The organism is Blautia marasmi (assembly GCF_900258535.1).
Taxonomy (GTDB): domain Bacteria; phylum Bacillota; class Clostridia; order Lachnospirales; family Lachnospiraceae; genus Blautia; species Blautia hominis.
In genome coordinates this window covers 4,780,157-4,805,043 of sequence record NZ_OIWX01000001.1, presented here as the reverse complement: position 1 = coordinate 4,805,043, position 24,887 = coordinate 4,780,157, and the positions used below count along the sequence as shown (strand labels likewise).

Sequence of the window (24,887 nt, the reverse complement as noted above, 5' to 3'; positions counted from 1 at the left end):
ACCATTATAAAAATCTGCGGAGCAGCCATTCTTTCCCCTTTGTATAAGGCTGATAACGAATAGGCAAATCTATCCTATCCGACTTCTTCACCACACTCTTTTTGTGGCTGAAGGTGTCAAAACTTTCTTTCCCGTGATAACTTCCCATACCACTTCCGCCCACTCCCCCGAAACCCATATGAGGAGTAGCCAGATGAATGATCGTATCGTTGATACAGCCCCCGCCAAAAGAAAGATTCCTGAGAACCCTTTTTTCCGTCTTCGCATCCCTTGTAAAAAGATACAAAGCCAGTGGCTTCTCCCTCTCTTTTACAAACTTTATCGCTTCTTCTATCTCTCCGAAGGTGAGTACCGGAAGCACTGGGCCAAAGATCTCCTCCTGCATCACAGGAGAATCTTCCGCAATACCGGTCAATACCGTAGGCGCGATCTGCCTGTGCTCCTCATCCCCATAACCGCCCGTCTCAGCTTTCTCATCCTTAAGCAGTCCCATCACCCTGTGGTAATGCTTTTCATTGATCATCCGCGGATAATCCGGATTTTTTAATGGCTCTTCCCCAAACATCTGTCTGATAAAATGCTTCACATAAACCAAAAATTCCTCTTTTACATCCTCCTGCACAAGCAGGTAATCCGGCGCCACACACGTCTGCCCGCTGTTTAGATATTTGCCGAACACCAGTCTTTTTGCCGCCATTTTCAGATTAGCCGTATGGTCCACAATACAAGGACTCTTCCCTCCAAGTTCCAGTGTAACCGGCGTCAGATACCTGGCCGCCTTTTCCATCACCAGCCTGCCAACTGTCACACCGCCTGTAAAAAATATATAATCAAACCGCTGTTCCAAAAGCTCCTGATTCTCCTCCCGTCCCCCTTCCACCACTGCAGCAAATTCCGGCGGAAATGTCTCACGAATCATCTTAGCGATCACTGCCGACACATGCTTCGCATATCCGGACGGCTTCAGAATACAGCAATTCCCGGCAGCGATCGCCCCGATCAGCGGGTCCATACAAAGCATAAAAGGATAATTCCACGGCGCCATCACCAGCACCACCCCGAAAGGTTCATGCGTTACAAAGCTCCTGGCCGGAAACTGCGCCAAAGGTGTATGCACTGTTTTCTCCCTCATCCACCCCTTCAAATGCTTCTTCACAAAAGCCAGCTCACTCAAGACCAACCCTGTCTCCGTCATATAAGATTCAAAAGAAGATTTATGCAGATCCTGATACAATGCCTGCCGTATCTCCCCTTCATACCTCTTCACAGTCCTCTCCAAACGTTCCAAAGCCTGCATCCGAAACGCCAAAGATTTCGTACATCCCTTCTCAAAAAACCTCCTCTGCCCCCGCACCAGTTCATCTATTTCCATACACATTCCTCTTTTCCGCGCTTTTCCCTATTGTAATACATTTCCCCAAAAAGAACAAGGCACCCCTGTCCATTCCTGTCCATTCCCCGGCTCACCGTCCCTCTCTTCCGTCCGCCTTCATCCTAATAAAATAAAAAAGCCGAAAAAGGCACACTTTTCTCCCTTTTCCGGCTTTCTGCATTACATGAATTCCATTCTCACCAGCATCACGATCCCGCAGCTTCCCACTGCCGTTTCGCAATACTCCATCTTTATCCCTCCACGATCAAATACTGCCCGTTAGGCAGTGAAAACACCTCACTTGCCTCCTCGATCTCGTCCAGGGACATTCCATCCACATCCATCCCGTTTTCCTCAAAATACTCCCTGACTTCCTCAATAGAATCAACCACAACAGCCATGCAGTCTTCCAGAAAGGCCTCAGCCTCCTCCACAGTCTCCGCCACCGGCTCGGCAAACAACTGCCCCTGATTCTGTAAAAATGTGAGTAAGCATTCATCACTGAATTCGTTCATTCTACATATCCTCCTTTAATGATTATTTTATTTAAAACGGTTTCCACCCGTTTTGTTTCTGCTCTGCACGCCTTTTTCACTGCCTCTTTTGCATCACCTGCGGCATAGCTGTACTTTACCCTGGAAAGCATCTCCAGATCATTATAATTGTCACCGAAGGCTGCGCACTCCTCCGGTCTGATATTCAGGCTCTGCTGCAGTATCTGCATGGCGTTTCCCTTATCCGCGCCTTTTGGCATCATATCCAGCCAGGCAAATCCGGAAGTCACAACAGTGGCTCTCTCCCCGAATTTTTCTTTCCAGTAAGGATAGATCTCCTCCACCCCGGCCTCCTCATACACCGATATCTTCAGGTATGGTTCCTCTATACGGAAAATATCATCCATAAGAGTCACATCATTTTTTACAAAATTAGCGATATGGTCATAAAAAGAGGCTTGCTTTGGCTGGATATAACATGTGCTCTCACCGGAGACCAGAGCCTCCGCGCTTTCCTTCTTAAGAATGCTCTCCAGTATCTCATCTCCTAATGTCCTGTCAAACACATCTTTATGTAGGACTCTGCCCTGATAGACCACAAGTGCCCCATTTTCACAAATATATGCGATCTCATCCTTCACGGGCGCAAATAACCTGCGCAGATTCGGATACTGCCTTCCGCTGGCTGCGGCAAATAAGATACCCATTCCGGATAGTTTTTTGATCATCTCTACCGCTTCCCGGGAAATTTCCCTTGTGCCCTGCAGAAGCGTTCCGTCCAGATCACTGGCAATGAGTTTCAGCATGGTTTCTCTCCTTCACAAATGCCAGCACCTCTTCCGGTCTGTCCACTATTTTCTTAGCCTGATGCTCTTCCAGCTCTTTTCTGGGACGGAATCCCCATGTAACGCCTATTGTAAACATTCCCGCGGCCTTCCCCGTATCCATATCCGTATTGGTATCCCCCAGATACAGACATTCCTTGGGTGTGACCCCAAGCCTGCCCGCAATAGCCAGCGCGCCAACCGGGGACGGTTTTCTTGGAACTTCTTTTGTCTGTCCCTGTACTTCATCGAACAGCCCTTCACCAAAGATCCGCTTCACAACATCCACGGCTGCGTGATGAGGCTTGTTGGAAAATACGGCAATAGATATCCCCTCCGCTTTCAGCGCTTCAAGCAGCTCCACAATACCGTCAAATGGTTTTACATGGTAAAAAGGGTCCTCTTCAAACCATTTCCTGTAGAGTGCTTTTGCCTCCTCATAATCCACCGTTTCCGTACCGCCGGAAGCTTTTAGGATCCGCTTCACCAGTTCATCGGCCCCATCCCCTGCAAAATAATTATACTCCCGGATCTGCCGCTTGGGGAGTCCATAATGACAAAGAAGCCTGTTTCCTACTACACCGATGGATTCCACCGTGTCCGCTATGGTTCCGTCCAAATCAAATATACATGCCCGAATCATGAATGCCACTCCTTTATGTCTATTCCCATATGCTTTAACTCCTGATAGAGCCTGGCCAGAGGAAGGCCCACCACATTGCTGTAGTCACCGTCTATCTTCTCCACAAAGACTGCGGATCTGCCCTGGATTCCATAGGCACCTGCCTTGTCCATTGGCTCCCCGGTCCTCACATAGGCGTCAATTTCCTGCTCAGACATGGGATAAAAAACAACCTCTGTCTTTTCAAAAAAGCTCTTTTCTGTCTCAGCACCATTCTGCCGCAAAAGAAGGGTCACGCCCGTGTATACCTGGTGGGTATTGCCCTGTAGTCGCCCGAGCATGTCCCTGGCCATACATTCATCCGCAGGTTTTCCCAGAATGGAATCCTGAAAAGCCACCACGGTATCTGCTCCGATCACCAGCACATCCCCGCATGTCTTTTCAAAAACCTCTCTGCCCTTACAGCGGGATAAATCCTGTACCACCTCCTGGGGCAGACTGGATGTTATGATCTCCTCCGCATTGCTAGGGCATACATCAAAGGATGCCCCAATCTGCTCCAACAGTTCCCTGCGTCTTGGAGAAGCACTGGCTAATATTATTTTTTTCATATTTATTCCCTGCTTCCTTCCTCTCAATACTTTTTTAAGTATAGCGTCTCTCCCTCTTCCACGCAATATAATTTTTTGCCAAATTTTTCTCCTTGGTTCTGCAAAATCTGATATTATTTTACCAGAAACTATTTAAAAGGTACAGGCAAAAACTCCCCTGTGCCTGTCAAAACTTATTTCCCCTTTAAAAACCCGGAGATATAGGATATAATAGACACCAGGAAAGCCACTTGCCATTGCTTAACACAGAATTAGAGGAGCTATTTATGAAAATACTTTTTACTGACCTGGACGGCACACTGCTCAACGATGAAAAACAGATTCCCGAAGTCAACTCCGCAGCCGTAAAACAAACCCTTTCAAAAGGAAATGCTGTGGTGATCTGCACCGGGCGCTCCTATTTTTCCGCAAAAAAATTTGTGGACAGACTGGGGCTGAATCAGAAGGGGTGCTATGCCATTCTCTACAACGGAGGCATGATCTACGATTGCTGCAGCGGTGATATCCTCTGTCAAAACACCATGCCCATGTCCTACGTGAAATACATTTTTGAGCAGGCTGCACGTTTTGACCTTTACTGCCAGACCTACGAGGGAGATTACGTTGTCACCCCCAAAGACAGGCCGGAGGCCGCCCAGTATCACTGGTCCTCCCAGATGGAAGTACGGGTTGATCCGAACCTTCTGGAACACCTCAAAGAGGAGCCTGTCAAAGTGCTGACTTCGTGTCTGGATGACAGAAAAAAACACGAGGCATACCGGGATTTTATGCTTCCCTGGGCAAAGGGAAAGGTCTCCATTTTCTTCTCCAGTGAGTATTACCTGGAACACGTTATGGAGGGTGTATCGAAAGGCGCTGCCATCCGCTGGCTCTGTCAGTATCTGCATGTGCCCATAGAACAGACCATCGGTATAGGAGACGCTGAAAATGACCTGTCCATGCTGGATGCTGCAGGCTTTGCGGTCTGCATGAAAAACGGCACCCAGGAGGCCAAAGACCATGCGGATCATATCACCATACTGGACAATAACCAGGGCGGAGTGGCTGAAATCATCGAAAAGTTCATGTAAAATTTATAAAATAGGTCTTCCAATATTCTGTTAAAAAGTATTATAATGGTAATACTAAAAATAGTCATTTGAAAGGAAAGGGATTAATATGGGTAGCTTTGGAAAAAAATTATTGGGATTTAGTGTAATCGGTGCGGCTGCAGGTGCGGCATTTTATTATTTAAAGAAACAGAAAGAAGAAGATCCTGATCTGGAAGAAGATTTCGCCGATTTCCAGGACAATGTAAAGGAAACCGCTGCATCTGCTAAAAATGTAGCAAGCAAGCTGAAAGAAAAAGTAGAAAAAACCGTAGAAGAGACAGTGAATAAAGTAAAAGAACATACAGATGACATCCTGGATGACCTGGACGATGAGGACATCTTCGAGGATGATGACATGGATCTGGATGATCTGGCAGAAGATGTAAAAGACGTTGCAGAGGATGTAAAAGAGGACTTAAAAGACGCTGCCGAAACTGCCAAAGACGGCGCTGCTGAAACCGCCAAGGACGTAAAAGACGCTGTGGAAAAAAGCGTGGAACAGGTATCTGAGGACCTGAAAGCAAGAATGGAAAACGCAAAAAAAGCCATGGAAAACAGCAGTTCTGAGAATACAGAGAAAACAGAATAACACAGAACCCCCGGTGACTTGCACAAGCCAAATCCCGGGGGCTCTTTCTTTTATTTTACTCCTGACCGGCATCAAGATTTTCCAATATCTGCCGTTTGTAGTGCAGAAATTCCTCTGACAGATTAAAATCACCCGGCCTTGGACGTGGTTCCCGGATACGAATTTCCTGCGTGATCCGTCCCGGTTTACCGGTGAGCAGATAGATCCTGTCTGACAATAATATGGCCTCATCAATATCATGAGTGATAAAGATCGTGGACAGATGAATCTGTTCCATCACCTGAAGGTACCATTTATGCATGGCACTCTTTGTCAAGGTATCAAGGGCCGAAAACGGCTCATCCAGAAGGGCCAGTTTTCGGGAAAACAGGTAGGTCCTTAGAAGGGCTGCCCTCTGGCGCATACCGCCTGAGAGCTGCCCCGGATATTTCTTCTGTGTTCCCTCCAGGCCGAATTCCTTAAAATAAGGCTGCACTTTTTCCCTTGCGGCCTTTTTCTTCTCCCCTTTTATGAGAAGAGAAAGGGCCACATTATCCTCAATGGTGCGGTACGGGAGGAGCATGTCCTTCTGCAGCATATAGCTTACATTTCCGGGACAGCCCGTAATCTCCTTTCCATCCAGATATATATGCCCCTCTTCCGGTTTTTCCAGCCCGGAGATCACATTAAAAAGGGTAGTCTTTCCGCCGCCGCTGACCCCTAAAAGGCATACCAGTTCCTGGTCATGAAGGGCAATGGTAATATCCTCCAGAATTTTTACTCCGTCAAAGGATTTACTTACATTTGAAACCTTTAATTCTGCCATATTTACCTCCGGAGCTTTGTTTTATTCCGGCAGATAGTCATTGGAAAATCCCGCGTTTTCCGGAATCTCTGCCTCTGACAACCCGCTTTCATTCAGCCAGCTATAGAAGGCATTCCATCTGGCCGGGTCTATATAACCCCACTGACCGACTTCCGCTTTATACTGGTCTTTTAAGTATTCCTGGCTGGCCTTCACCAGTTTTTCATCCAGTTCCGGGGAAGCTTCCAGAAGAATATCCGCTGCCCCGTCCGGGTCTTCAATGGCCTCCTCATAGCCCTGCTTCAATGCTCTTAAAAATGCCTTTGCCGTATCCGGCTCTTTTTCCAGGAAATCATTGTTGGCGATCACAACCGGTGTATAGTAATCAAATACCGGATTGATATCCTTAAATGCAAAATAATCCGTCTCCAGGTCTGCAACCTCTGTGGCAATACCTGCCCATGCGTAGAAGATCCAGATAGCATCCACGGATTTTGATTTCAGGGCAGATACTTCGTCTGTGACCGTGCTTGGGATCATCTCCACCTTGGAGAAATCCCCGCCGTCTTTTTCCACCACATTCTGCACCATAGCTTTCTCGATCGGTCCATCCCAGGTTGCGTATTTCTTTCCTTCCAGGCCTTTGGGGGTATCCAGCCCCTCTCCTTTTCTGGATATGATACCGGATGTATTATGCTGGATCAGTGCAGCTACCGCTGTGCTTGGCAGCGCATTTTCACCTGCCACACCCGGAGCCATACTGTCCTGGAAAGAGACACCAAACTGTGCCTTTCCTGATGCCACCAGAGCGTCCGCGCCGTCCTCCGGGGGCTGTACGATCTCCACATCGAGACCTTCTTTTTCAAAATAGCCTTTCTCTTTTGCCACATAAAGTCCGGTATGGTTCGTATTAGGCGTCCAGTCCAGCACGAAAGTAAGCTTTTCCAGCTCCTCTGAACCGCTGTCTTTATCCCCTGTATTTTCTGCGGCAGAATCCTTGTTTCCTTTGTCCTCACTGCTGCCGCAGGCAGTCATGGATGTGAGCATGCAGACGGCAAGGAAAGCCGCCAAGATCTTCTTTTTCATCCTCTATTGTCCTCTCTTTTCTGTCTTATTTTGCCTTTTCCCAGGGCATGCATTTTTTCTGCAGGATATCCACCAGCTTCATAAGAAGAAGGCTGATAATGGATATCAGAAAAATAACCGCAAACATCTTATCAAAAGCAAACGCCTTTTTCACACGGATCATATACACACCAAGCCCGGAAAACCCACCCAGCCACTCTGAGATAACCGCACCCACAACAGAATAGGAAGCGGAAATACGGAGACTGGCAAAAAAACGTCCCATGGCACCGGGCATTTTAATATATCTGAATATTTGAAAATTGCCTGCCCCCATGCTTTTTAAAAGATTCATCATGTCCTTATCCGCAGAACGGAAGCCTTCCAGAAGCCCTATGGTGATAGGGAAGAAGGTCACAATTACGATCAGGATAACCTTTGGCAGCATCTCATACCCAAACCACAGCACAAGAAGCGGTGCTATGGCTACTGTGGGCACAGTCTGGGTGATGACGATCAGCGGATAAAAGGCTTTGTAAAGTTTTTCAAAACGATCCATGAGGACCGCCATGATAAACCCAAAAGCCACACCGCAGAGCAGTCCCGCTGCCGCCTCAAGAAGCGTAACCCCGGAATTTTCCATAAGCAATGGAAACTCACTGCCAAAAGCTTTCAGTACCTGCAGCGGCGAGGGAAGCATAAAGTTGGGAACCAGACCTGCCATGGAGACGATCTGCCAGATGAGCAGGATCGCAAAAAGGGCGGTTGCTGCCCACAGCTTACTGGTGATGCTTTGTAACTTTTTTCTCAATGGTCAGCACATCTCCTTCTGGCTTATAAGACACTTTGATATAGGCCGCAACGGAAGGCGCACCTGCACGGACTGCAATATGCTGGCACTCTTTTACAATATCCATCAGTTCATCATAGTCACCCTCAATGGCTGTCTCAAAAGGCCCTACATAGTAGTTCAGCCCTGTACTCTTAATATAATCAATCACCTCGTCCACAATACGGATCAATTCCTCGTCATTCTTTGCCTCCGGCAATGTCTGGATTGCTACACTTGCATTCATTTTTCTTTTCCTCCTTAGAATCCTTATAAGTTTCACTTTTTGTCTGCAGGGTTTTTTACAATATAAAAGCTCCCGGCAGGTTTTACCTGAACAGGAGCTGGTTATCAGAACGAATGCGCACTGGCCTGCAGTGCCTCTCTTATGCTCCCTACGCCGGCATTACCCGGATCAGGTTAAGGGTGAAAAACGATTACGGTTTTACTCTCAGCCGGACTTCTCTCCAGCTCCCCTGTTGTCTTCTCAAGTGTACTTCATTGTAAAATAATTGTCAAGCCAATCCTCCGGCTTTTTAATGTTACTGTTCACTCCGTGTACAGTAACCACTCCGTTCTCAGTAACTCTTTTCTCTTCCATTCCAGGCTTTCACAAGCCTTTTCATGCCTTCCTCCAAGTCTTCCTCCGACATGGTGGCATATCCCAGAAGAACCGTTGCCGGCATTTGAGGTGCCTTACCGCAGACCAGGAATTCGGACAATCCGTAAACTCTGACACCGGCTTTTGCTGCCCTTTCCACTGCTTCCTGTTCGGATGATCCGTTTTTAAAATGTACCAACAGATGGACCCCCGCATTTTCACCGGAACAGGTGCATACGTTTCCCAAGCCCTCTTTCAGCCAGTGCAGGAGCAGATCATGTTTTCCTTTATAGAGACTGCGCATTCTGTTTAAATGCCGCTCGTAATAGCCTTCCCTCAAAAAAAGCTCAAGGATCCTCTGATCCGCCCTGGAAACCGTGACGGAGAAGGGATTCTCCCCGCTCAGATACCGCTGCATCAGTTTCTTTGGCAGTACCATATAACTGATCCGGATGGAGGGTGCAATAGACTTTGAGAAAGTACCAAGATAGATGACCCGCTCTTCCTTATCAAATCCCTGTAAGGCAGGTATGGGCTTTCCTTTGTAACGGAATTCACTGTCATAGTCATCTTCGATGATGTAGCGGTCTCCCCTCCCGGCCCATTTCAGAAGCGACAGGCGGCGTTTCAGGGGCATGACCGTCCCCATGGGAAACTGGTGGGAGGGCATGACATAGACCATATCCGCTCCGGTCTGCTCCAGATCATGTACATCAATTCCCTGTGTGTCCCGGTTTACGATGCACCTCTCAAATCCCATATGCCCAAAGTCATGCCAGGCACTTCTGTATGTAGGGTTCTCCATGGCAATTTTTCTGTCTTTCCCGAGAATGGTGCAGAGCAGCATCAAAAGATAATCATTCCCCGCCCCCACAAGGATCTGCTCCGGTTCGCAGTGGACACCCCTGGCCTGATAGAGATACGCAGAGACAGCCTGTCTAAGGGACAATTCCCCGCAGGGATCCCCCAGTGCGAAGAGCGCATCCTGTGCATCTGTCAAGACCTGCCGCGACAATTTCCGCCATGCATTGTGGGGAAAACTGCCGGGGGCAATTCCGTTCAGGGCAAAATCGTACGCATATTTAGCCCTGTCCGTCTCTGCCTTTCGTTCCTCCCCCATGCCCGCGCTGCCGCCTTTTTGAGGGTTGTCAGACCATGCTTTTCTTCCTGTCTCACACGTTTTCTCTCTTCTGCCCGTGCCGTAATAAAGCCCTTCAATATCGCATACAAAATATCCCTTGCACGGGACCGCCTCAATATATCCCTCTGAGACCAGCTGGTCGTAGGCCAAATCCACGGTGCTCCTGCTCACAGACAGATTTCCCGCAAGTGCGCGGGAGGACGGCAGCCGCATTCCTGCGGCAAGCCGTCCTTCCTGGATTTCCTGCTTAAAATATTCACATATCTGTTCGTACAAAGGCGCTCCCGCCTTGGTATCCAATGAAATAATCAAATCGTTCATTCTTTTTTCTCTGATCCATGATTGAGCGATAGAAAATATGCACACATATTTTCTATAATTTAAAGGAACTTTTCAAAGAAACAATCCTGTTAAAGACCGGCTCTCCCGGTTTGGAATCATGACAGTCAGCACAGAAAAAGCCGTTTCTCACAAACTGGAAGCTGTCATACGCCTGGGCCTCGGCCAGTGCCGGCTCCACATAACAGTCTTTCAATACCACCAGGGAGTTGGGATTTAAGTTCAGGCTTCCGTCCTCTTTGTTATAGACACCCTTTTCCTCATCCACAATATTTTCATACAGGCGGCATTCCGCTTTTGCTGCGGTTTTCCCGGCTACCCAGTGAATGGTTCCTTTTACTTTTCTGCCGTCAGGGGAATTTCCTCCCTTTGACTCCGGATCATAGGTACAGTGAACGACAGTTATATTGCCGTTTTCGTCCTTTTCAAATCCGGTGCATTTTACAAAGTAAGCATTCATGAGGCGCACTTCATTATCCGGATAGAGGCGTTTGTATTTTTTCGGCGGTACTTCCATGAAGTCCTCACGCTCAATATACAGTTCTCTTCCAAAAGGTACTTTTCTGCTGCCGAGTTCCGGGTTTTCCATGTTGTTGGCAACTTCCAGATATTCGATCTGGTCCTCCGGATAGTTGTCGATCACCAGCTTCAGCGGGTCCAAAACTGCCATCATACGAGGTTTCTTCATCTTCAGGTCCTCGCGGATGCAGTATTCTAACATAGCGTAATCCACGGAACTGTTGGCCTTTGACACGCCGCAGAGATCCACAAACATTTTGATGGACTCCGGTGTAAATCCACGTCTTCGCAGAGCGGCAATAGACACCAGACGGGGATCATCCCATCCGTCCACAATGCCGTCCTCAACCAGTTTCTTGATATAACGCTTTCCGGTGACCACATTGGTCAGGTACAGTTTTGCGAACTCGATCTGCTTGGGCGGATGCGGGTATTCCAGTTCCTTCACAACCCAGTCGTAAAGAGGACGGTGGTCCTCAAATTCCAGAGTACAGATTGAGTGGGTCACACCCTCAATGGCATCCTCAATGGGATGGGCAAAATCGTACATGGGGTAAATACACCATTTGTCCCCGGTATTGTGATGTGTCATATGAGCCACACGGTAGATGACCGGATCTCTCATATTAATATTAGGGGAGGCCATATCAATCTTGGCGCGGAGCACTTTGCTTCCGTCCTCGAACTCTCCGTTTTTCATGCGCTCAAACAGGTCCAGGTTCTCCTCCATGCTTCTGTTCCTGTATGGGCTTTCCTTGCCGGGTTCCGTGAGGGTTCCCCTGTATTCACGGATCTCCTCTGCAGATAAGTCACAGACAAAAGCCTTGCCTTTTTTGATCAGCTTAACGGCTGCCTCATACATCTGTTCAAAATAATCGGACGCAAAATACAGACGGTCCTCCCAGTCTGCTCCCAGCCATTTGATATCCGCTTTAATGGATTCCACAAACTCCACTTTTTCTTTTGTGGGGTTGGTATCATCAAAACGCATGTTGAATTTGCCGTGATACTTCTGTGCCAGACCGTAGTTGAGCAGGATGGATTTTGCATGTCCGATATGCAGATATCCGTTGGGTTCCGGCGGAAAACGGGTACAGATCTCCTCGTACTTTCCTTCCTCTAAATCCTTGTCGATAATCTGTTCAATAAAGTTTTTAGAAACGGTTTCTTTTGCTGTTTCCTTTTCCACTTACAGTTCCTCCATCATCTATATTTATGGTAATTTTTTGTCTAAGAAATATACTACCATAAAAATGGTAATTTTCAAAGGCTTTATAGGAAAAAATTTAAAAGGGCCGTTGTCAGGCTTTTTCTCAGGCAATTTCTGCCCAAAACCTGACAACGGCCTTATTTTTCCGGGGAAGCCCAATCTGCCGGCCCCTGTTCTTTCATGGATAAGCGCAATTACGGAATCATGTACCCGTAATCAGATATGACTGCATCCATGATCTTCCGAAGTCCTGCCGGAACCGCGGGATCTTCATCCTCCAAAAGGATTTCCACCGGCCCGCCGAAGAGGCGCACCTTTACCCGTTTCTCTTTTCGGTCAAGGACCACAAAACCGTTGTTCTCACTGTCTTCCATGTCAGCCTCATCCGCGAACAAGGTAAATTTGTCTTTATAAGGAGCACTGGAGTACGGGCAGAAGGTCTTACAGTTACCGCACTCGTTACACATATAATCCACATGGACGATCTGGCGCATAGCCATACCGGGCACTTTGACGGCAATGTTGGCTCTGTTTGGACATACATCGGTACAGTTCTCACAGACATATGCACAGTTCAGACATCTGCCGCTTTCTTTGGCCGGTTCCTTTTCACTGTCCAGTAAGCCTTTTTTGCTGTAACAGGATTCCTCACAGCCCTCTTTTTCCAGTTCAGAAACGACTGCTTTCTGAAGGAATGCTGCCGCCGCTTTCTGCGCATCCCGGATTCCTTCCACCACGATGGCCGGACCGCCCAGACCGTCACCGATCACATAGATGCCGGTGCAGGCTTCCAGTGTGGCACTGTCTGCCACAACCTTTCCTCTGTTGTCAAGGGGAAGTCCGTTGGCTTGATAAAGCGCAGTATCCACACGCTCTCCTACAGCCGCGATCACGGTATCTGCAGGCACGGTTTCCTCCTCGCCGGTCTCTTCCACAGAAGCTCTTCCGGAAGCATCCATCTCTCCCAGTTTCATCTTCCTGCACAGCAGTTTTCCATCTTCCATAGATACCGGGGACAACAGCTCTTTAAACTCAATGCCTTCCTCCTGTACCAGTATCAGTTCTTCCGCGTCAGCAGGCATATAACGTCTGGTTCTTCTGTATACCAGATAGACATGCTCCACACCTTTTGTGCGTTTGGCTGCTCTGGCTGTATCCATGGCTGTGTTGCCTCCGCCGATGACAACCACATGTTTTCCAAGATCCACATCCCCGTCTTTTGCCTTGAACTCTTTCAGGAATTCTGCAGCGTCCACAGGTTCCCCTTTTTCCAGTTTTAATACACCCGGTTTTCCGGCTCCTGCGGCGAAAAATACAGCGTCAAAACCTTGGTCTTTCAGCTCTTTGGCAGAAGATACTTCTTTTCCAAGCTCCACTTTTACACCCATTTTGCGGATGATGGCAGCGTCTTTTTCTATGGCTTCCTTTGAGATCCTGAAGTCAGGGATCACGTGTGCCACAACTCCGCCCAGAGCATTTTCTTTTTCAAAAACAGTAACATCTGCACCGCCTCTTGCCAGGAAATAAGCTGCTGCCATTCCGGTGGGGCCGCCGCCGATAACTGCTGCTTTTTTGCCTGCTGTCCTTTCAGGAACCGCCAGTTTTTCCATGACCGCATCATAGGCTTTTTCGGCTGCTTCAAGCTTTACATTCCGGATGTGCACAGGATCTTCATAGAAGTTCCTGGTACATTTGTTCATACAATTATGGGCACAGATCGTTCCGGTGATGAACGGAAGTGGATTCTTGTCAAGGATCACTTCCAATGCCTCCTCGTATTTACCTGCAGAGGCAAGTTCCATATAATTGCTCACATCCTGATGAATGGGGCATCCAGCCTCACATGGAGCCATAAAACAGTCCATAAGCGGAACATTGTCCTGAACCTTGCGGTTTGGAAGGGGTTTTATGGGTTTTACATGGTGCACATCACGTTTTGCATCCTCGGCAAGCTTTGTGACCGCATCCACGTCCACACCGGCAAAAGGTTTCAGGCCATCCTGCGCCAGCAGTTCAGCCATCTGCGCACTGCGGTTATATCCGCCCGGTTTTAAAAGGGTGGTCGCCACGGTCACCGGCCAGATACCGGCTCCCACGATCCTGGATATATTGAAATAATCCGCACCGCCGGAATAGGCGATCCGCAGGCGTCCGTCAAACTCTTTTGAAAGCTTTGCCGCCAGGGAGATAGACAGCGGGAACAATGCCTTGCCGGACATATACATCTCCTCACTGGGCAGTTCCTCTCTGGTCACATCCACCGGGAAGGTATTGGTTATCTTCACCCCGAAAGACAGCCCCAGTTCATCTGAAAGCTTCATAAGCCTTGTGAACATGGGAATCGCATCCGCATACTGCAGATCATCCTTAAAGTGGAAATCACCGAACATCATATAATCATATCCCATGTCATCCATGGTCTTTCTGGCAAATTCATATCCCAGAAGTGTGGGATTACATTTCACAAAGGTATGGATATGCTTTTCTGTGAGCAGGTAGTTAGCTATGCTCTCGATCTCATGAGGCGGGCATCCGTGAAGGGTGGAAATGGTGGCGGAATTACAGATATCCTCCGGGATTGCTTCCACATCTTCTTTTGTATATTTCTCAAATCTGCCGATATTTTCAAGCAGCCATTTTCTGCATTCTGCAAATGTGGCATCCTGACCTGCATGCATCATAGTGTCAATGAAATGATTTATTTTTTCTGATTTGATCCCTGCCAGGTCATAACCCACGCTGATATTAAACTGGAATCCGTCCTGGGCCCCCAGACCCAGCTCTTTTGCCATCACATGCAGGGCAAACCATGCTTTGATATACTCGCTCATGGCATCCGGCACCGTAAGCTCTGTGGACCATTCACAGTTATACCCCTCATCCTCAGCCAGGATACAGGGTTTGTTCACGCAGGCGGACAACTCCGCGCCGTCCATGATCTGCACGGTCTTCAGCTCAAAGAAACGACTGCCTGTATAATATGCTGCAATAATGTTCTGAGCAAGCTGTGTATGCGGACCGGCTGCGGGGCCTATGGGAGTCTCCAGATCCCTTCCGAAGATCTCCGCTTTTGCCTCTTTTGCCACGTACTTTTTATGTGTTCCGAACACCGTTTTACTGGCCTTGTTTTCCTCCAGGATCCAGTCCATGATCTGGGAAAACGGCATACATGTCATCTTATCGCCCATAATAAAAACCTCCCATAAATACCTTATCTTCCATTAATAGAATCTGCTAATCTCTTTGCTTCTTCCCTGCATTTTGCCATAACTTCCGCTTCATCCGCAACCAGGACTTCCCTGTCTTTCATAAGGATCTTACCGTTACAGATGGTGGTGTTTACCTGCCTTCCGCTCATGCCGAACAGTACATGGCTGTTGATATTTCCTGCGTGCATAGGGGTAAGCGGATTATAATCCATGACGATCACGTCTGCTGCCGCACCCTCTTTTAACACACCCAGCTCCTTTTTAAAGTAGCGGCCTGCGATCCCTGCATTGCCCTCAAAGAGCATCTTGGGAACCTCTCCCCATGCCGCATTGGGGTCACAGAGATGGTGTTTGTGAAGGACATTTGCCACCTTGTAGGATTCCAGCATATCATGGGTATATCCGTCTGTGCCAAGTCCGGTCAGGATCCCCTTCTCCACGATTTTCATGGTCGGAGGACATCCGCAGGCATTTCCCATATTGGATTCCGGGTTATGTACTACCATAGTATCTGTCTCTTTCAGCAGATCCATCTCATGCTCATTGATGTAAATGCAGTGCCCCAGGAGTGTCTTCTCTCCCAAAATCCCGCAGTCCATCAAACGGTCCACGATCCGTTTTCCATAGTGCTTCAGGCAGTGGTGCAGATCTTCAATCCCCTCCGCCACATGGATGTGATAACCGACTCCCTCAGGTTTGTGCGCTGCCGCCATTTCCATTGTCTCATCGGATATCGTAAAGGATGCGTGCATTCCCATCATACCGGCTATCATATCGCTGTCATCCGCCAGCGCATGGCGTGCGAATCTTTCATTTTCCAGCACAGACTCACGGGCCTTCTCCATCCCGTCCCTGTCGGAGATCTCATAGCAGAGACAGGTACGGATCCCCAGGTCTTTTGCTGCCTCACTGATGGTAAACAGACTGTCCGGTATCTGACAGAAGCTGGCATGGTGGTCAAATACGGTGGTCACACCGTTTTTAATGCTGTCCAGATACGTGGCGTAGGCGCTGTATTTTGTGCCTTCCAGTGTCAGATGTCTGTCAATGGTCCACCACATGCCGTCCAGGATATCCAGAAAACCGTGGGGATCGTAGCCGTCTATGGACAGGCCCCTTGCAAAGGCACTGTAAATATGCTCATGGGCATTGATAAATGCCGGCATGATCACCCCTCCTTTTGCATCCACATACTCTGCATCCGGAAATTCTTTTCTAAGTTCCGCTTCCTCCCCAGCCTTTTTCACCACGCTGCCATCCAGAACTACTGCGCCGTGTTCAAAAAAAGGCGCCTGGTCATCTCTTGTCACAAGCCTTCCGTTCCCAATCATTAACATAGCTTATACCTCCTTGCGCATTCCATACTTGATAGTATTTTGCATTTCCCATATTTATTAACTCTAGTTTATCATTACATTGCAGTAATAGCAAGTGTTTTTCTAAAAATTTTTTAGGCATCACAAATTTTTTTGTATTTCTGTCGGAAAGTCTGTTTTTCCTGTAAAAATATACGCTGACACAACGATCTCTCAGGTAAAATATTACTGTCCGCACAAGAAAAAGCCATCATGGATTTCCGCTGTGGGATATCCGTGACGGCCTCTTTCTCAGTCTCTTTTCAACATAAAATTTACCATGGCTGTTGCCAGGAGTTTTCCGCTATTCTCAGAACGGCATTCTGTATGTATATTCGCAAGATGTTTTCCTATTCTGTCCGCTTTTGCTGTCACCAGCAGTGCATCCTCCCTGGTTCCGGGAAGCAGGTAATTGATGTTCAGGTTAATGGTGGGGGTCACTGCGCATCCGGTCAGGCTGCGTGTAAGCGCTCCGCTGGTGGTATCTATTGCTGCCGCTATAAGCCCTCCGTGCATAGTTGACATGTGGTTCAGCTCCCATTCCCGTATGGGATAGCGCAGGGTCAGGGAATGATCTGCGGCACTGCAGGAATGAAATTCCAGTCCCATTTTACAGTAGAGGTGTTCCGGGTCCACAGGGTACATTTTTTCTATATCACGCTGAATCTCTGTTTCCATTTTTATCTGTTTTTCATCTATAGTCATATATTTCCTTTCTGTTCCAGCAGCATTTCTTCCAGATCCTGCAGAGGCACTGCAGGGCTGTACAGGTATCCCTGATACTGGCAGCATCCCATGCTTTCCAGAAGGCTGCGGATTTCCTCTGTCTCCACGTATTCGGCCATCACCTCAAAATCTAGGTTCCTGCCAAGAGCGATGATGGAGGATACGATCTCCTGATTTCTTTTATTGCCCACAATCCCCCTGACAAGGCTGCCGTCCAGCTTGACAGCATAAAAACTGTTGTGCTGCAGATACTTCAGGCTGGTCCTCCCCATACTGAAATCATCTACAGCCGCCAAAATCCCCGCTGCTTTCAGCCTGCTGATATGCTGAGGGATCTCCTCCATTCTGTCCACTGCCGATTCCTCTGTGATCTCCAGACAGTAATATCCGGCCACACCGTACGACTCTGCCATCCGTATGACTTTTTCCACAAACCGTGGAGAATTCAGCTGCTCTCCCGATATATTGGCGGATATGGTGACCGGGCTTCCAAGGGTCAAAAGCCTGCTGCACGCTTTCATGGAAATCTCTATAACACATTCCGTGAGCCTGTCAAAAAAGCCATCCTCCTGGGCAAGTGCCACGGCCAGCGGCGGGTAAACTGCCTCCCCCATGTACCGCCACCGCAAAAGTGCCTCTGCACCTGCCATTTTACTTTCGCAGTTAAACTGGGGCTGATAACCCATGGGCAGGTTTTTCTCCTCCACGTCGATCCGAAGCTGGGCCGCCATATTTCTTGCCAGTATTCCCATGCTGTCCCGCCTGTCAAGAAGACTTACCGCCGTGCCGTTCTTTTGCTGTTCTTTCAGATATTCTGTCAGCTCCTTCCGCAGCATCTCCGCCTGTAGTTTTCTCACCCGCTCAGAGAGCTTCACAAAAGGTGTATAGATGGCTGTCCCCACCAGCACGATCACCGCCTGTACTGCCACCCCTCTCCAGGAGCCGGATGCCAGATAGCCGCTGAAAAAAACAGGCGTAGTCCACGTGACAGTCTCCTTCACAACGGGAAGAAATCCGCTTACCGCCGCACCGTAGGCAAGCAGCAGGGAACATAGGGGCGTCAGGATAAAAGGGATGATCATGATTGGATTCAATACAATGGGAAGTCCGTATACAAGGATCTCGTTGATATTAAAAAAGACTGCCGGTGCTGCCGAACGTGCAAGCTGCCGGTTATCCCTGCTTTCCGTAAACAGCAGCAGTGCCAGCACGAGACAGATGGACGTACCGCATCCGCCGATCAAAGCATAATTATCCAAAAAAGATTTCGATATGACGGTCCCTGTAACCGCATCGTTTGGCACCAGATATGTCTGGGACACCTGTTCTAAAGCATTTCCACCGTGTATCCCAAAGGCCCACAGCATATCCAGCACAAGTACATACAGGACCCCTGCCCCCAGACCGTCATTGATGTTGTGAAACAGACCCACAATAAAATCAGTGATCAGGTCATTCAGATTATCTGCTTTAAAAATTGTCTGGATCAGCAGATTCATAGCCACAAAAATAAGTGCACAAAACAAAAGCGGGAAAATAGTGGAAAGGGAATTCCGGTAATCCACATCCGAACCGGCGGAGCGAAACTTAAACGCAGGAGACACCTTTTCACAGAAAAAGTAAAAGATCCTGGTACCGGCAACCGCGGCAAACATGGCTGTAAATACTCCCACCGGACCCAGATCACTTAATTCCATGGAACCGCTCGCCGCGCCGAAGGACACCGCAAAACAGATGGCGGATACCACCATGGCCATGACCTGTAGAAACTGGTCTTTGTTTTTCATGGTTGCGGCATAGTAATAACTGATGCTCATTACCAGGTAGACCGACATAAATCCCACAGTGGAATCAAAGAGAAAACTTAATATCTGATACAGCACACCCCCTGCCCACTTTTCTATAAATGTCTGAAACACAGGCACCGGAAAGCTCCTGAAGAGCAGTGCAAAAGCCCCCACCAGCAGAGCGGGGATCAATAGTGTAAATCCTTTTCGGATGGAGGAGATGACACTGTTATTTTCTATTCTGTAGATCGTCCTCAATACTTTTCCATACATAAACGGCCCCCTCTGCCACCCCAAAATAAACCCGGGGTTAAATGATGATCTCGCATATTATATTTTACATGCCCGGAGTCTCTTTTGCAATCTAAAATCGGCAGGTTTCACCCTTTATTCTCCTTCCAAAATATACCAGTACAGCAGCCTGAAAGGGGCTTTCGGCCCGCCCAAATGTTTTGATGTGCTCTAATATTCCACTTGGAGCAGTGTCAATCCCTGGGCAGGCGCTGTGAATCCCGCTATTCCTCTGTCACAGGCCAGCAGGATATCCGTCATTTCTTCCGGTTTTCTGTCCCCTCTTCCCACTTCCACCAGGGTTCCCGTAAGAATCCGCACCATATTGTAGAGAAATCCATCCCCGGTGTATGTAATCCTCAGTTCCCCGGGCAGTGATTCCACATCAATGCCATAAATGGTCCGCACTGTGGATTTTTTCATTTTTTTGTTGGAGCAGAAGCTCTTAAAGTCATGAGTGCCCGTCAGCCGTTGAGCTGCCCTTTTCATGGCATCCACATCAAGCTCCTCATGAAGAGGGCACTGATACTTTCTTTCAAAGACATTCTTGTGATGCCCTGCTGCGATCCTGTACTGATATATCTTTTTCTTAGCCAGAAGACGGCTGTGAAAACGCTCGTTAACCCGGCTTACTCTCTCAATCCCTATATCCTCCGGCAGATAGCGGTTCAGGTATGCGCATATCTCCTCAGGGCTTTTATCTGTTTCCATGTGTACATTCGCCACCTGTCCTTTGGCGTGCACGCCTGCGTCTGTTCTGCCTGCGCCATCTATCCGGATTGGTGTCTCCAGCATTCTGGACAGGACCTCCTCAATTTTCCCCTGAATGGTATTGCCCGTGGTTTTCTGCCTCTGCCAGCCCTCATAGCGTGTTCCGTCATACTGTATATCCAGTCTGTAATTCATTTTATATCCCTCTTCTCATAATATGCCTTCGTTTTTGTCTATTCTATCAGACATCCCATTCGACGAAAAGAGAAATTTTTCACTTTTTCTCTTGACAAATCCACTTTCACCTACTATAGTGATAAACATAAAATAAATAATCGTAACAGCGAAACCGTAGAATAAGAGTAGTAAATATCCAGGTTTTATTGATAACGGCAACGTAAAACTGCCGGCAGAGAGTCTTAAAATGGTGGGATTAAGATAATAGAACGGATATTGAATGGACTTATGAGGTCGGGAAGAAAGGATTTTTTCCAAGTAATGCCCGACGGGATGTTCACCCGTTATCAAGGAACCATGTATGGAAGTACATGAACAGAGTGGATGATCAAATCATCAAGCCGGGTGGTACCGCAAAAGATTGTATAACAAGCTTTTGTCCCTGCAGAAATTGCAGAGGCAGAGGCTTTTTTTATTGCTGCTGTCCTCCCCTGAGTGTGTCAGAATGCATTTTCAGACATACTTAAACTCCATCTCCGGGATTCGCGCCATAAGAAAGGAGAACATAATTATGAAAAAAATTCCGCACAGAGTCTATTTAACCGAGGAGCAGATGCCAAAACAGTGGTATAACCTGAGGGCAGATATGAAAGATCTTCCCGACCCCCTTTTAAATCCGGGCACAGGCAGACCCATCACCGAGGAGGAACTTTATCCCGTATTCTGTGAAAAGCTAGCACACCAGGAACTGGATAATACAACCCGTTACATTGATATTCCGGAAGAGATACAGGAATTTTATAAAATGTACCGTCCCTCCCCTCTCATCCGTGCCTATAACCTGGAAAAATACCTGGACACCCCGGCTAAAATTTACTATAAATTTGAGGGCAACAACACTTCAGGAAGCCACAAATTAAACTCCGCAGTAGCTCAGGCCTATTACGCAAAAGAACAGGGCTTAAAAGGACTGACAACAGAGACCGGTGCGGGCCAGTGGGGAACTGCCCTGGCAGAAGCTTGCTCTTTCTACCATCTGCCCCTGATCGTCTATATGGTAAAATGTTCCTACGAGCAGAAGCCTTTCCGCAAATCCGTGATCCACACATTTGATGCGGAGATCGTTCCAAGTCCCAGTGAGACCACAGAGATCGGCCGTAAGATCCTGGCTGAAAATCCAGGTACTTCAGGAAGCCTTGGCTGTGCCATCTCCGAGGCTGTGGAAAAAGCAGTTTCCACGGACGGGTACAAATACGTGCTGGGTTCCGTGCTGAACCAGGTACTGCTTCACCAGTCCATCATCGGTCTGGAGTCCAAAGCAGCCATGGAACTGCTGGATGAATACCCGGATGTTGTGGTAGGATGTGCAGGCGGCGGCTCCAACCTGGGCGGTCTAATCGCACCGTTTATGCAGGATAAACTCACAGGAAAAGCAAGTCCCCGCATTGTGGCAGTGGAACCTGCCTCCTGTCCGTCTCTGACCCGAGGTAAATACGCTTATGATTTCTGCGATACCGGAAAAGTGACGCCTCTGGCCAGAATGTACACTCTGGGCTGTGACTTTATCCCGTCCGCAAACCATGCAGGCGGCCTGCGTTATCACGGCATGTCTCCTATCCTCTCCAAGCTGTATCATGATGGCTTTATGGAGGCAATCTCTGTGGAACAGAGTAAAGTGTTCGAGACAGCCACCATGTTCGCAAAACAGGAGACCATCCTTCCGGCACCTGAATCTGCACATGCCATCTACGGCGCTGTTCAGGAGGCGCTGAAATGCAAAGAATCCGGAGAGGCTAAGACCATCCTCTTCGGCCTGACGGGAACCGGCTATTTTGATATGTATGCTTACCAGTCCTATATGGACGGAACTATGAAAGATTATATCCCAACAGATGCAGAGCTGGAAAAGAGCTTTGCACGGCTGCCTAAAATACCTGGTATCCAGGAATAATAGAGGTTCTGAAAGCCCCGTACTTCAGATTTTCCGTCTGAAATACGGGGCTTTCTTGCGATTTTTTTACCTATCGATTTTTATGGTTAGGATCATGGGTATGATAATAAAAAATACAACAAATCCCCCAATCACTATATTATTATGCAGCTTTGAGACTGCATTCGGAAAAATAATACCGTCAAGGAAGATCCATGTAGGAGCTCCTATACTCCGGACAAGCCAGGCTGCAAACTCCCCTTTGGAAAAAGGCCCCCAATATGCAGGCGGTCTCTCTATTTTTTTACCGGAAGCATACGTTGGATGGATCATAATATATATTTTATGAAAAATGTACTCAAAAACTAATAAAGCCAAAATTACCCCAAAATAAGATTTAATATACGTGGGAATCATAAAACTCCTTTTCTACATATAATTGTCATAAATATAATCCTCCATACGCTGCGCCTGTCTTGCATGAAAATTATAACGCATGGCAGCATAGGCTGCCGTACTCATATCCACCATCATACATCCATATCCGCTTCTTCCAACTGAAGAACAGGCATTCCCTCATCCTTTGGCAGTTTCTTTAAAAATGCCGCCACCAGGGGAAGCGATATGGCAAAGGTCAGAACATCTGCCACTGTCTGTGCGATCTGCACTCCTCTAAGCCCCATCACCATGGGTAATATAAGAATCAAAGGAATAAAACAGATCCCGCTTCTGAGCGCAGAGAGGAGGGATGCCTTTTTGCTCTCCCCCACACTCTGGAGCATCATGTTGGTACAGACAGAGAGGGGTTGAAAGAAGAAGGCAATGCACTGACAGCGGAGCGCAAAGACACCGATGGCGATCACCTCCGGGTCATTCCGAAATACGCCGATGATACCTGAGGAAACCAGAAGACAGATAATGGCAAAGCTGCCAAGCATCACCTCACCGGCCCCTGCTGTAAACCAGAACCCTTTCTTCACACGGGAATATTTCCCTGCGCCGTAGTTAAAGGCAGCCACCGGCTGAAATCCCTGTCCCAGCCCAAGGCCTACAGAGAACACCAGCATACAGATCCTATTTACGATACTCATAGCCGCCACCGCCGCATCCCCGTATACTGCGGCCTGATGGTTCAGGAGCATGGTGGACACACTTCCCAACCCCTGCCGGATCAGACTTGGAAATCCTGTGGCAATGATCAGCCCCACTTCATGGATGTCCCGTGTCATAAGCCGGATAGACAGCCTGCTCTGGGTTTTCTTTGCCACAAACATATAGAGCAGGATAAAAAAACTGATCATCTGAGAAAGAGCCGTCGCCAAGCCGGCTCCTGCCACCCCAAGATCCAAGCCAAACATAAAAATCGGGTCCCCTATCATATTCAGGATACCTCCAGTGGTCAGTCCGATCATGGCGTAGGCCGCCATCCCCTCGTAGCGGAGAATATTATTCAGAACACAGCTTCCGGTCATAAAAGGGCCTGCCAGCAATATAAAAAAACCGTATTGCTTCGCGAAAGGAAGGATTGTATCCGTACTTCCCAGCACTTTCATAAACGGGGTTAAAAATGAAATTCCCACTGCGCCTATCGCGATCCCTGTCAAAATAGAAAGAAAAAAACTGGTGGATGCAAACCTGCTGGCACTCTCCCTGTCCCTTTTCCCAAGCTTTCTGGAGATAATGCTTCCCGCCCCGTGTCCGAACATAAATCCAAAAGCCTGCAAAATTGCCATCAGGCTGAAAACCACTCCCACCGCACCGCTGGCGCTGGTTCCCAGACGGCTGACAAAATAGGTATCTGCCGTATTGTAGATATTGGTGATCAGCATACTTATAATAGTAGGAATCCCCAAACGCACGATCAGATTGGATACCGGTGTCTCTGTCATTTTCTCGTACTGTCTCCGCTCCCGCTCCTCTGCTGTGATTTCTGCTGCTGTCATAATTTTTCTTTTTCCCCCTCTCTCAATATAAGTCCTGCCAAATTTTCCACCATAAACCGAAAGCTGGCGCTGCTGTCTGTCAGTTCATAAGTAAGGTACCCTTCCCGTTCCAGGGAAACAAATCCGTGAAGCGCGCTCCGCATCATCCGCTGGAAATGCACCACCTTCTCCGGGTCCTTCACTTCCCTGCCGATCAGAACCAGAAACGGATGTATGATACGCTGTATACTCTGCCGCAGTTCCTCATTTTCCGAGGTGCGCATCTCTATGACAGCCTGGTACAGTTCCGGGCTGTCCTTGGCAAACTTCCGATATGCATCCGCCATAATAAAAAGCGCTTCTACAAAATCCTGATACCCATATGCCTGCTCCAGTGCCTTCTCCAGAATGGAGATACCATGAAGCCCCACTGCTTTATGAACTGCCTCTATACCATTCACATGATTATAGAGAGAAGCCGGCTGGACTCCCAGACGGGCTGCCAGCTCACGCATGGAGAAATTCCGGTATCCCTTCTCCTCCACCAGTTCAATGGCCGCCTCCGCGATCACCTCTGTATTCAGTCCTTTTCTTCCCATTATGCCTCCTTGATTCTCTAACACATAATTCTGCTGCAAGTCCCTCACGCCGGATCGCTGTCCTTTCCGGCCATATTTTTCATGCGCAT

22 protein-coding genes and 1 riboswitch are annotated in these 24,887 nt (G+C 48.1%); of the genes, 4 read left to right on the top strand and 18 right to left on the bottom strand.

Going from position 1 to position 24,887, the window contains the following annotated elements; translation table 11 throughout:
- Positions 1–4: 4 nt before the first annotated feature.
- From C6P39_RS20980 to C6P39_RS20960, 5 genes are all read right to left on the bottom strand, one after another.
- The gene (locus C6P39_RS20980) at positions 5–1,372 is read right to left on the bottom strand and encodes an aldehyde dehydrogenase (RefSeq protein WP_104805073.1); all 1,368 of its coding nucleotides are present in this window, start codon (positions 1,370–1,372) and stop codon (positions 5–7) included.
- A 251-nt stretch (positions 1,373–1,623) separates the two neighbouring features.
- Positions 1,624–1,887 carry a glyoxalase gene (locus tag C6P39_RS20975; protein WP_095175285.1) on the bottom strand — a complete coding sequence of 88 codons (264 nt, stop codon included), beginning with the start codon at positions 1,885–1,887 and terminating at the stop codon, positions 1,624–1,626.
- Positions 1,884–2,672, bottom strand: a complete 789-nt coding sequence (locus C6P39_RS20970) for an HAD family hydrolase (RefSeq protein ID WP_095175284.1) — start codon at positions 2,670–2,672, stop codon at positions 1,884–1,886. The genes C6P39_RS20975 and C6P39_RS20970 overlap by 4 nt, the downstream gene beginning before the upstream one ends.
- Positions 2,650–3,333, bottom strand: a complete 684-nt coding sequence (locus tag C6P39_RS20965; RefSeq protein WP_095175283.1) for an HAD family hydrolase — start codon at positions 3,331–3,333, stop codon at positions 2,650–2,652. The genes C6P39_RS20970 and C6P39_RS20965 overlap by 23 nt, the downstream gene beginning before the upstream one ends.
- Complete coding sequence (locus tag C6P39_RS20960) at positions 3,330–3,923, bottom strand: Maf family protein (RefSeq protein ID WP_104805072.1); 594 nt, start codon at positions 3,921–3,923, stop codon at positions 3,330–3,332. The genes C6P39_RS20965 and C6P39_RS20960 overlap by 4 nt, the downstream gene beginning before the upstream one ends.
- A 266-nt stretch (positions 3,924–4,189) precedes the next feature.
- Between C6P39_RS20960 and C6P39_RS20955 the strand changes: the two genes are divergently transcribed.
- Both C6P39_RS20955 and C6P39_RS20950 read left to right on the top strand, forming a co-directional pair.
- Positions 4,190–4,993 carry a Cof-type HAD-IIB family hydrolase gene (locus C6P39_RS20955; protein ID WP_104805071.1) on the top strand — a complete coding sequence of 268 codons (804 nt, stop codon included), beginning with the start codon at positions 4,190–4,192 and terminating at the stop codon, positions 4,991–4,993.
- 88 nt (positions 4,994–5,081) lie between these two features.
- Positions 5,082–5,603: a hypothetical protein gene (locus tag C6P39_RS20950; protein WP_095175280.1), complete on the top strand. Its 522-nt coding sequence runs from the start codon at positions 5,082–5,084 to the stop codon at positions 5,601–5,603.
- Between the two features lie 55 nt (positions 5,604–5,658).
- Here C6P39_RS20950 and C6P39_RS20945 read toward each other — a convergent pair whose 3' ends face one another.
- The 11 genes from C6P39_RS20945 to truA all read right to left on the bottom strand — a co-directional run bounded on the left by C6P39_RS20945 (position 5,659) and on the right by truA (position 20,365).
- A complete protein-coding gene (locus tag C6P39_RS20945; protein WP_104805070.1) occupies positions 5,659–6,408 on the bottom strand; it encodes an ABC transporter ATP-binding protein in 750 nt (249 codons plus the stop codon).
- A 21-nt stretch (positions 6,409–6,429) separates the two neighbouring features.
- Positions 6,430–7,473, bottom strand: a complete 1,044-nt coding sequence (locus C6P39_RS20940; RefSeq protein ID WP_095175278.1) for an ABC transporter substrate-binding protein — start codon at positions 7,471–7,473, stop codon at positions 6,430–6,432.
- Positions 7,474–7,498: 25 nt separating this feature from the next.
- Positions 7,499–8,263, bottom strand: coding sequence for an ABC transporter permease (locus C6P39_RS20935; RefSeq protein ID WP_095175277.1), 765 nt, complete (start codon positions 8,261–8,263; stop codon positions 7,499–7,501).
- A complete protein-coding gene (locus C6P39_RS20930; RefSeq protein ID WP_095175276.1) occupies positions 8,232–8,528 on the bottom strand; it encodes a thiamine-binding protein in 297 nt (98 codons plus the stop codon). Before C6P39_RS20930 ends, C6P39_RS20935 begins: the two co-directional genes overlap by 32 nt.
- A gap of 128 nt (positions 8,529–8,656) precedes the next feature.
- Positions 8,657–8,769: riboswitch (TPP riboswitch) on the bottom strand.
- 90 nt (positions 8,770–8,859) lie between these two features.
- Positions 8,860–10,344 carry a MocR-like pyridoxine biosynthesis transcription factor PdxR gene (gene pdxR, locus C6P39_RS20925; protein WP_104805069.1) on the bottom strand — a complete coding sequence of 495 codons (1,485 nt, stop codon included), beginning with the start codon at positions 10,342–10,344 and terminating at the stop codon, positions 8,860–8,862.
- A gap of 52 nt (positions 10,345–10,396) precedes the next feature.
- Entirely contained in the window at positions 10,397–12,070 is a 1,674-nt protein-coding gene (locus tag C6P39_RS20920) for a glutamine--tRNA ligase/YqeY domain fusion protein (protein ID WP_095175274.1), read from the bottom strand.
- 215 nt (positions 12,071–12,285) lie between these two features.
- Complete coding sequence (gene ygfK / locus C6P39_RS20915; RefSeq protein ID WP_104805068.1) at positions 12,286–15,279, bottom strand: putative selenate reductase subunit YgfK; 2,994 nt, start codon at positions 15,277–15,279, stop codon at positions 12,286–12,288.
- A 23-nt stretch (positions 15,280–15,302) separates the two neighbouring features.
- Positions 15,303–16,637 carry a putative aminohydrolase SsnA gene (ssnA, locus tag C6P39_RS20910; protein WP_104805067.1) on the bottom strand — a complete coding sequence of 445 codons (1,335 nt, stop codon included), beginning with the start codon at positions 16,635–16,637 and terminating at the stop codon, positions 15,303–15,305.
- Positions 16,638–16,907: 270 nt separating this feature from the next.
- Positions 16,908–17,360 (bottom strand): PaaI family thioesterase, encoded by a 453-nt coding sequence (locus C6P39_RS20905; protein ID WP_095175271.1) that lies wholly within the window; start codon positions 17,358–17,360, stop codon positions 16,908–16,910.
- The gene (locus C6P39_RS20900) at positions 17,357–19,441 is read right to left on the bottom strand and encodes a PTS sugar transporter subunit IIC/EAL domain-containing protein (protein WP_104805066.1); all 2,085 of its coding nucleotides are present in this window, start codon (positions 19,439–19,441) and stop codon (positions 17,357–17,359) included. The genes C6P39_RS20905 and C6P39_RS20900 overlap by 4 nt, the downstream gene beginning before the upstream one ends.
- A 189-nt stretch (positions 19,442–19,630) precedes the next feature.
- Positions 19,631–20,365, bottom strand: a complete 735-nt coding sequence (gene truA, locus C6P39_RS20895) for a tRNA pseudouridine(38-40) synthase TruA (protein WP_104805065.1) — start codon at positions 20,363–20,365, stop codon at positions 19,631–19,633.
- 553 nt (positions 20,366–20,918) lie between these two features.
- Between truA and C6P39_RS20890 the strand changes: the two genes are divergently transcribed.
- Positions 20,919–22,298 carry a TrpB-like pyridoxal phosphate-dependent enzyme gene (locus tag C6P39_RS20890; RefSeq protein ID WP_095175389.1) on the top strand — a complete coding sequence of 460 codons (1,380 nt, stop codon included), beginning with the start codon at positions 20,919–20,921 and terminating at the stop codon, positions 22,296–22,298.
- A 100-nt stretch (positions 22,299–22,398) separates the two neighbouring features.
- Positions 22,399–22,626 (top strand): hypothetical protein, encoded by a 228-nt coding sequence (locus tag C6P39_RS27580; RefSeq protein WP_158661648.1) that lies wholly within the window; start codon positions 22,399–22,401, stop codon positions 22,624–22,626.
- A 181-nt stretch (positions 22,627–22,807) separates the two neighbouring features.
- Here C6P39_RS27580 and C6P39_RS20880 read toward each other — a convergent pair whose 3' ends face one another.
- Both C6P39_RS20880 and C6P39_RS20875 read right to left on the bottom strand, forming a co-directional pair.
- On the bottom strand, positions 22,808–24,220 hold the full coding sequence (locus C6P39_RS20880) for an MATE family efflux transporter (RefSeq protein ID WP_104805063.1): 1,413 nt from the start codon (positions 24,218–24,220) through the stop codon (positions 22,808–22,810).
- Positions 24,217–24,798: a TetR/AcrR family transcriptional regulator gene (locus C6P39_RS20875; RefSeq protein WP_095175266.1), complete on the bottom strand. Its 582-nt coding sequence runs from the start codon at positions 24,796–24,798 to the stop codon at positions 24,217–24,219. The genes C6P39_RS20880 and C6P39_RS20875 overlap by 4 nt, the downstream gene beginning before the upstream one ends.
- Positions 24,799–24,887 lie beyond the last annotated feature (89 nt).

Bases quoted from the DNA above. Each gene is read 5' to 3' on its own strand.
- C6P39_RS20980 (WP_104805073.1), bottom strand. From the start codon at position 1,372: ATGGAAATAGATGAACTGGTGCGGGGGCAGAGGAGGTTTTTTGAGAAG.
- C6P39_RS20975 (WP_095175285.1), bottom strand. From the start codon at position 1,887: ATGAACGAATTCAGTGATGAATGCTTACTCACATTTTTACAGAATCAG.
- C6P39_RS20970 (WP_095175284.1), bottom strand. From the start codon at position 2,672: ATGCTGAAACTCATTGCCAGTGATCTGGACGGAACGCTTCTGCAGGGC.
- C6P39_RS20965 (WP_095175283.1), bottom strand. From the start codon at position 3,333: ATGATTCGGGCATGTATATTTGATTTGGACGGAACCATAGCGGACACG.
- C6P39_RS20960 (WP_104805072.1), bottom strand. From the start codon at position 3,923: ATGAAAAAAATAATATTAGCCAGTGCTTCTCCAAGACGCAGGGAACTG.
- C6P39_RS20955 (WP_104805071.1), top strand. From the start codon at position 4,190: ATGAAAATACTTTTTACTGACCTGGACGGCACACTGCTCAACGATGAA.
- C6P39_RS20950 (WP_095175280.1), top strand. From the start codon at position 5,082: ATGGGTAGCTTTGGAAAAAAATTATTGGGATTTAGTGTAATCGGTGCG.
- C6P39_RS20945 (WP_104805070.1), bottom strand. From the start codon at position 6,408: ATGGCAGAATTAAAGGTTTCAAATGTAAGTAAATCCTTTGACGGAGTA.
- C6P39_RS20940 (WP_095175278.1), bottom strand. From the start codon at position 7,473: ATGAAAAAGAAGATCTTGGCGGCTTTCCTTGCCGTCTGCATGCTCACA.
- C6P39_RS20930 (WP_095175276.1), bottom strand. From the start codon at position 8,528: ATGAATGCAAGTGTAGCAATCCAGACATTGCCGGAGGCAAAGAATGAC.
- pdxR (WP_104805069.1), bottom strand. From the start codon at position 10,344: ATGAACGATTTGATTATTTCATTGGATACCAAGGCGGGAGCGCCTTTG.
- ygfK (WP_104805068.1), bottom strand. From the start codon at position 15,279: ATGGGCGATAAGATGACATGTATGCCGTTTTCCCAGATCATGGACTGG.
- ssnA (WP_104805067.1), bottom strand. From the start codon at position 16,637: ATGTTAATGATTGGGAACGGAAGGCTTGTGACAAGAGATGACCAGGCG.
- C6P39_RS20905 (WP_095175271.1), bottom strand. From the start codon at position 17,360: ATGACTATAGATGAAAAACAGATAAAAATGGAAACAGAGATTCAGCGT.
- C6P39_RS20900 (WP_104805066.1), bottom strand. From the start codon at position 19,441: ATGTATGGAAAAGTATTGAGGACGATCTACAGAATAGAAAATAACAGT.
- truA (WP_104805065.1), bottom strand. From the start codon at position 20,365: ATGAATTACAGACTGGATATACAGTATGACGGAACACGCTATGAGGGC.
- C6P39_RS20890 (WP_095175389.1), top strand. From the start codon at position 20,919: ATGAAAAAAATTCCGCACAGAGTCTATTTAACCGAGGAGCAGATGCCA.
- C6P39_RS27580 (WP_158661648.1), top strand. From the start codon at position 22,399: ATGATAATAAAAAATACAACAAATCCCCCAATCACTATATTATTATGC.
- C6P39_RS20880 (WP_104805063.1), bottom strand. From the start codon at position 24,220: ATGACAGCAGCAGAAATCACAGCAGAGGAGCGGGAGCGGAGACAGTAC.
- C6P39_RS20875 (WP_095175266.1), bottom strand. From the start codon at position 24,798: ATGGGAAGAAAAGGACTGAATACAGAGGTGATCGCGGAGGCGGCCATT.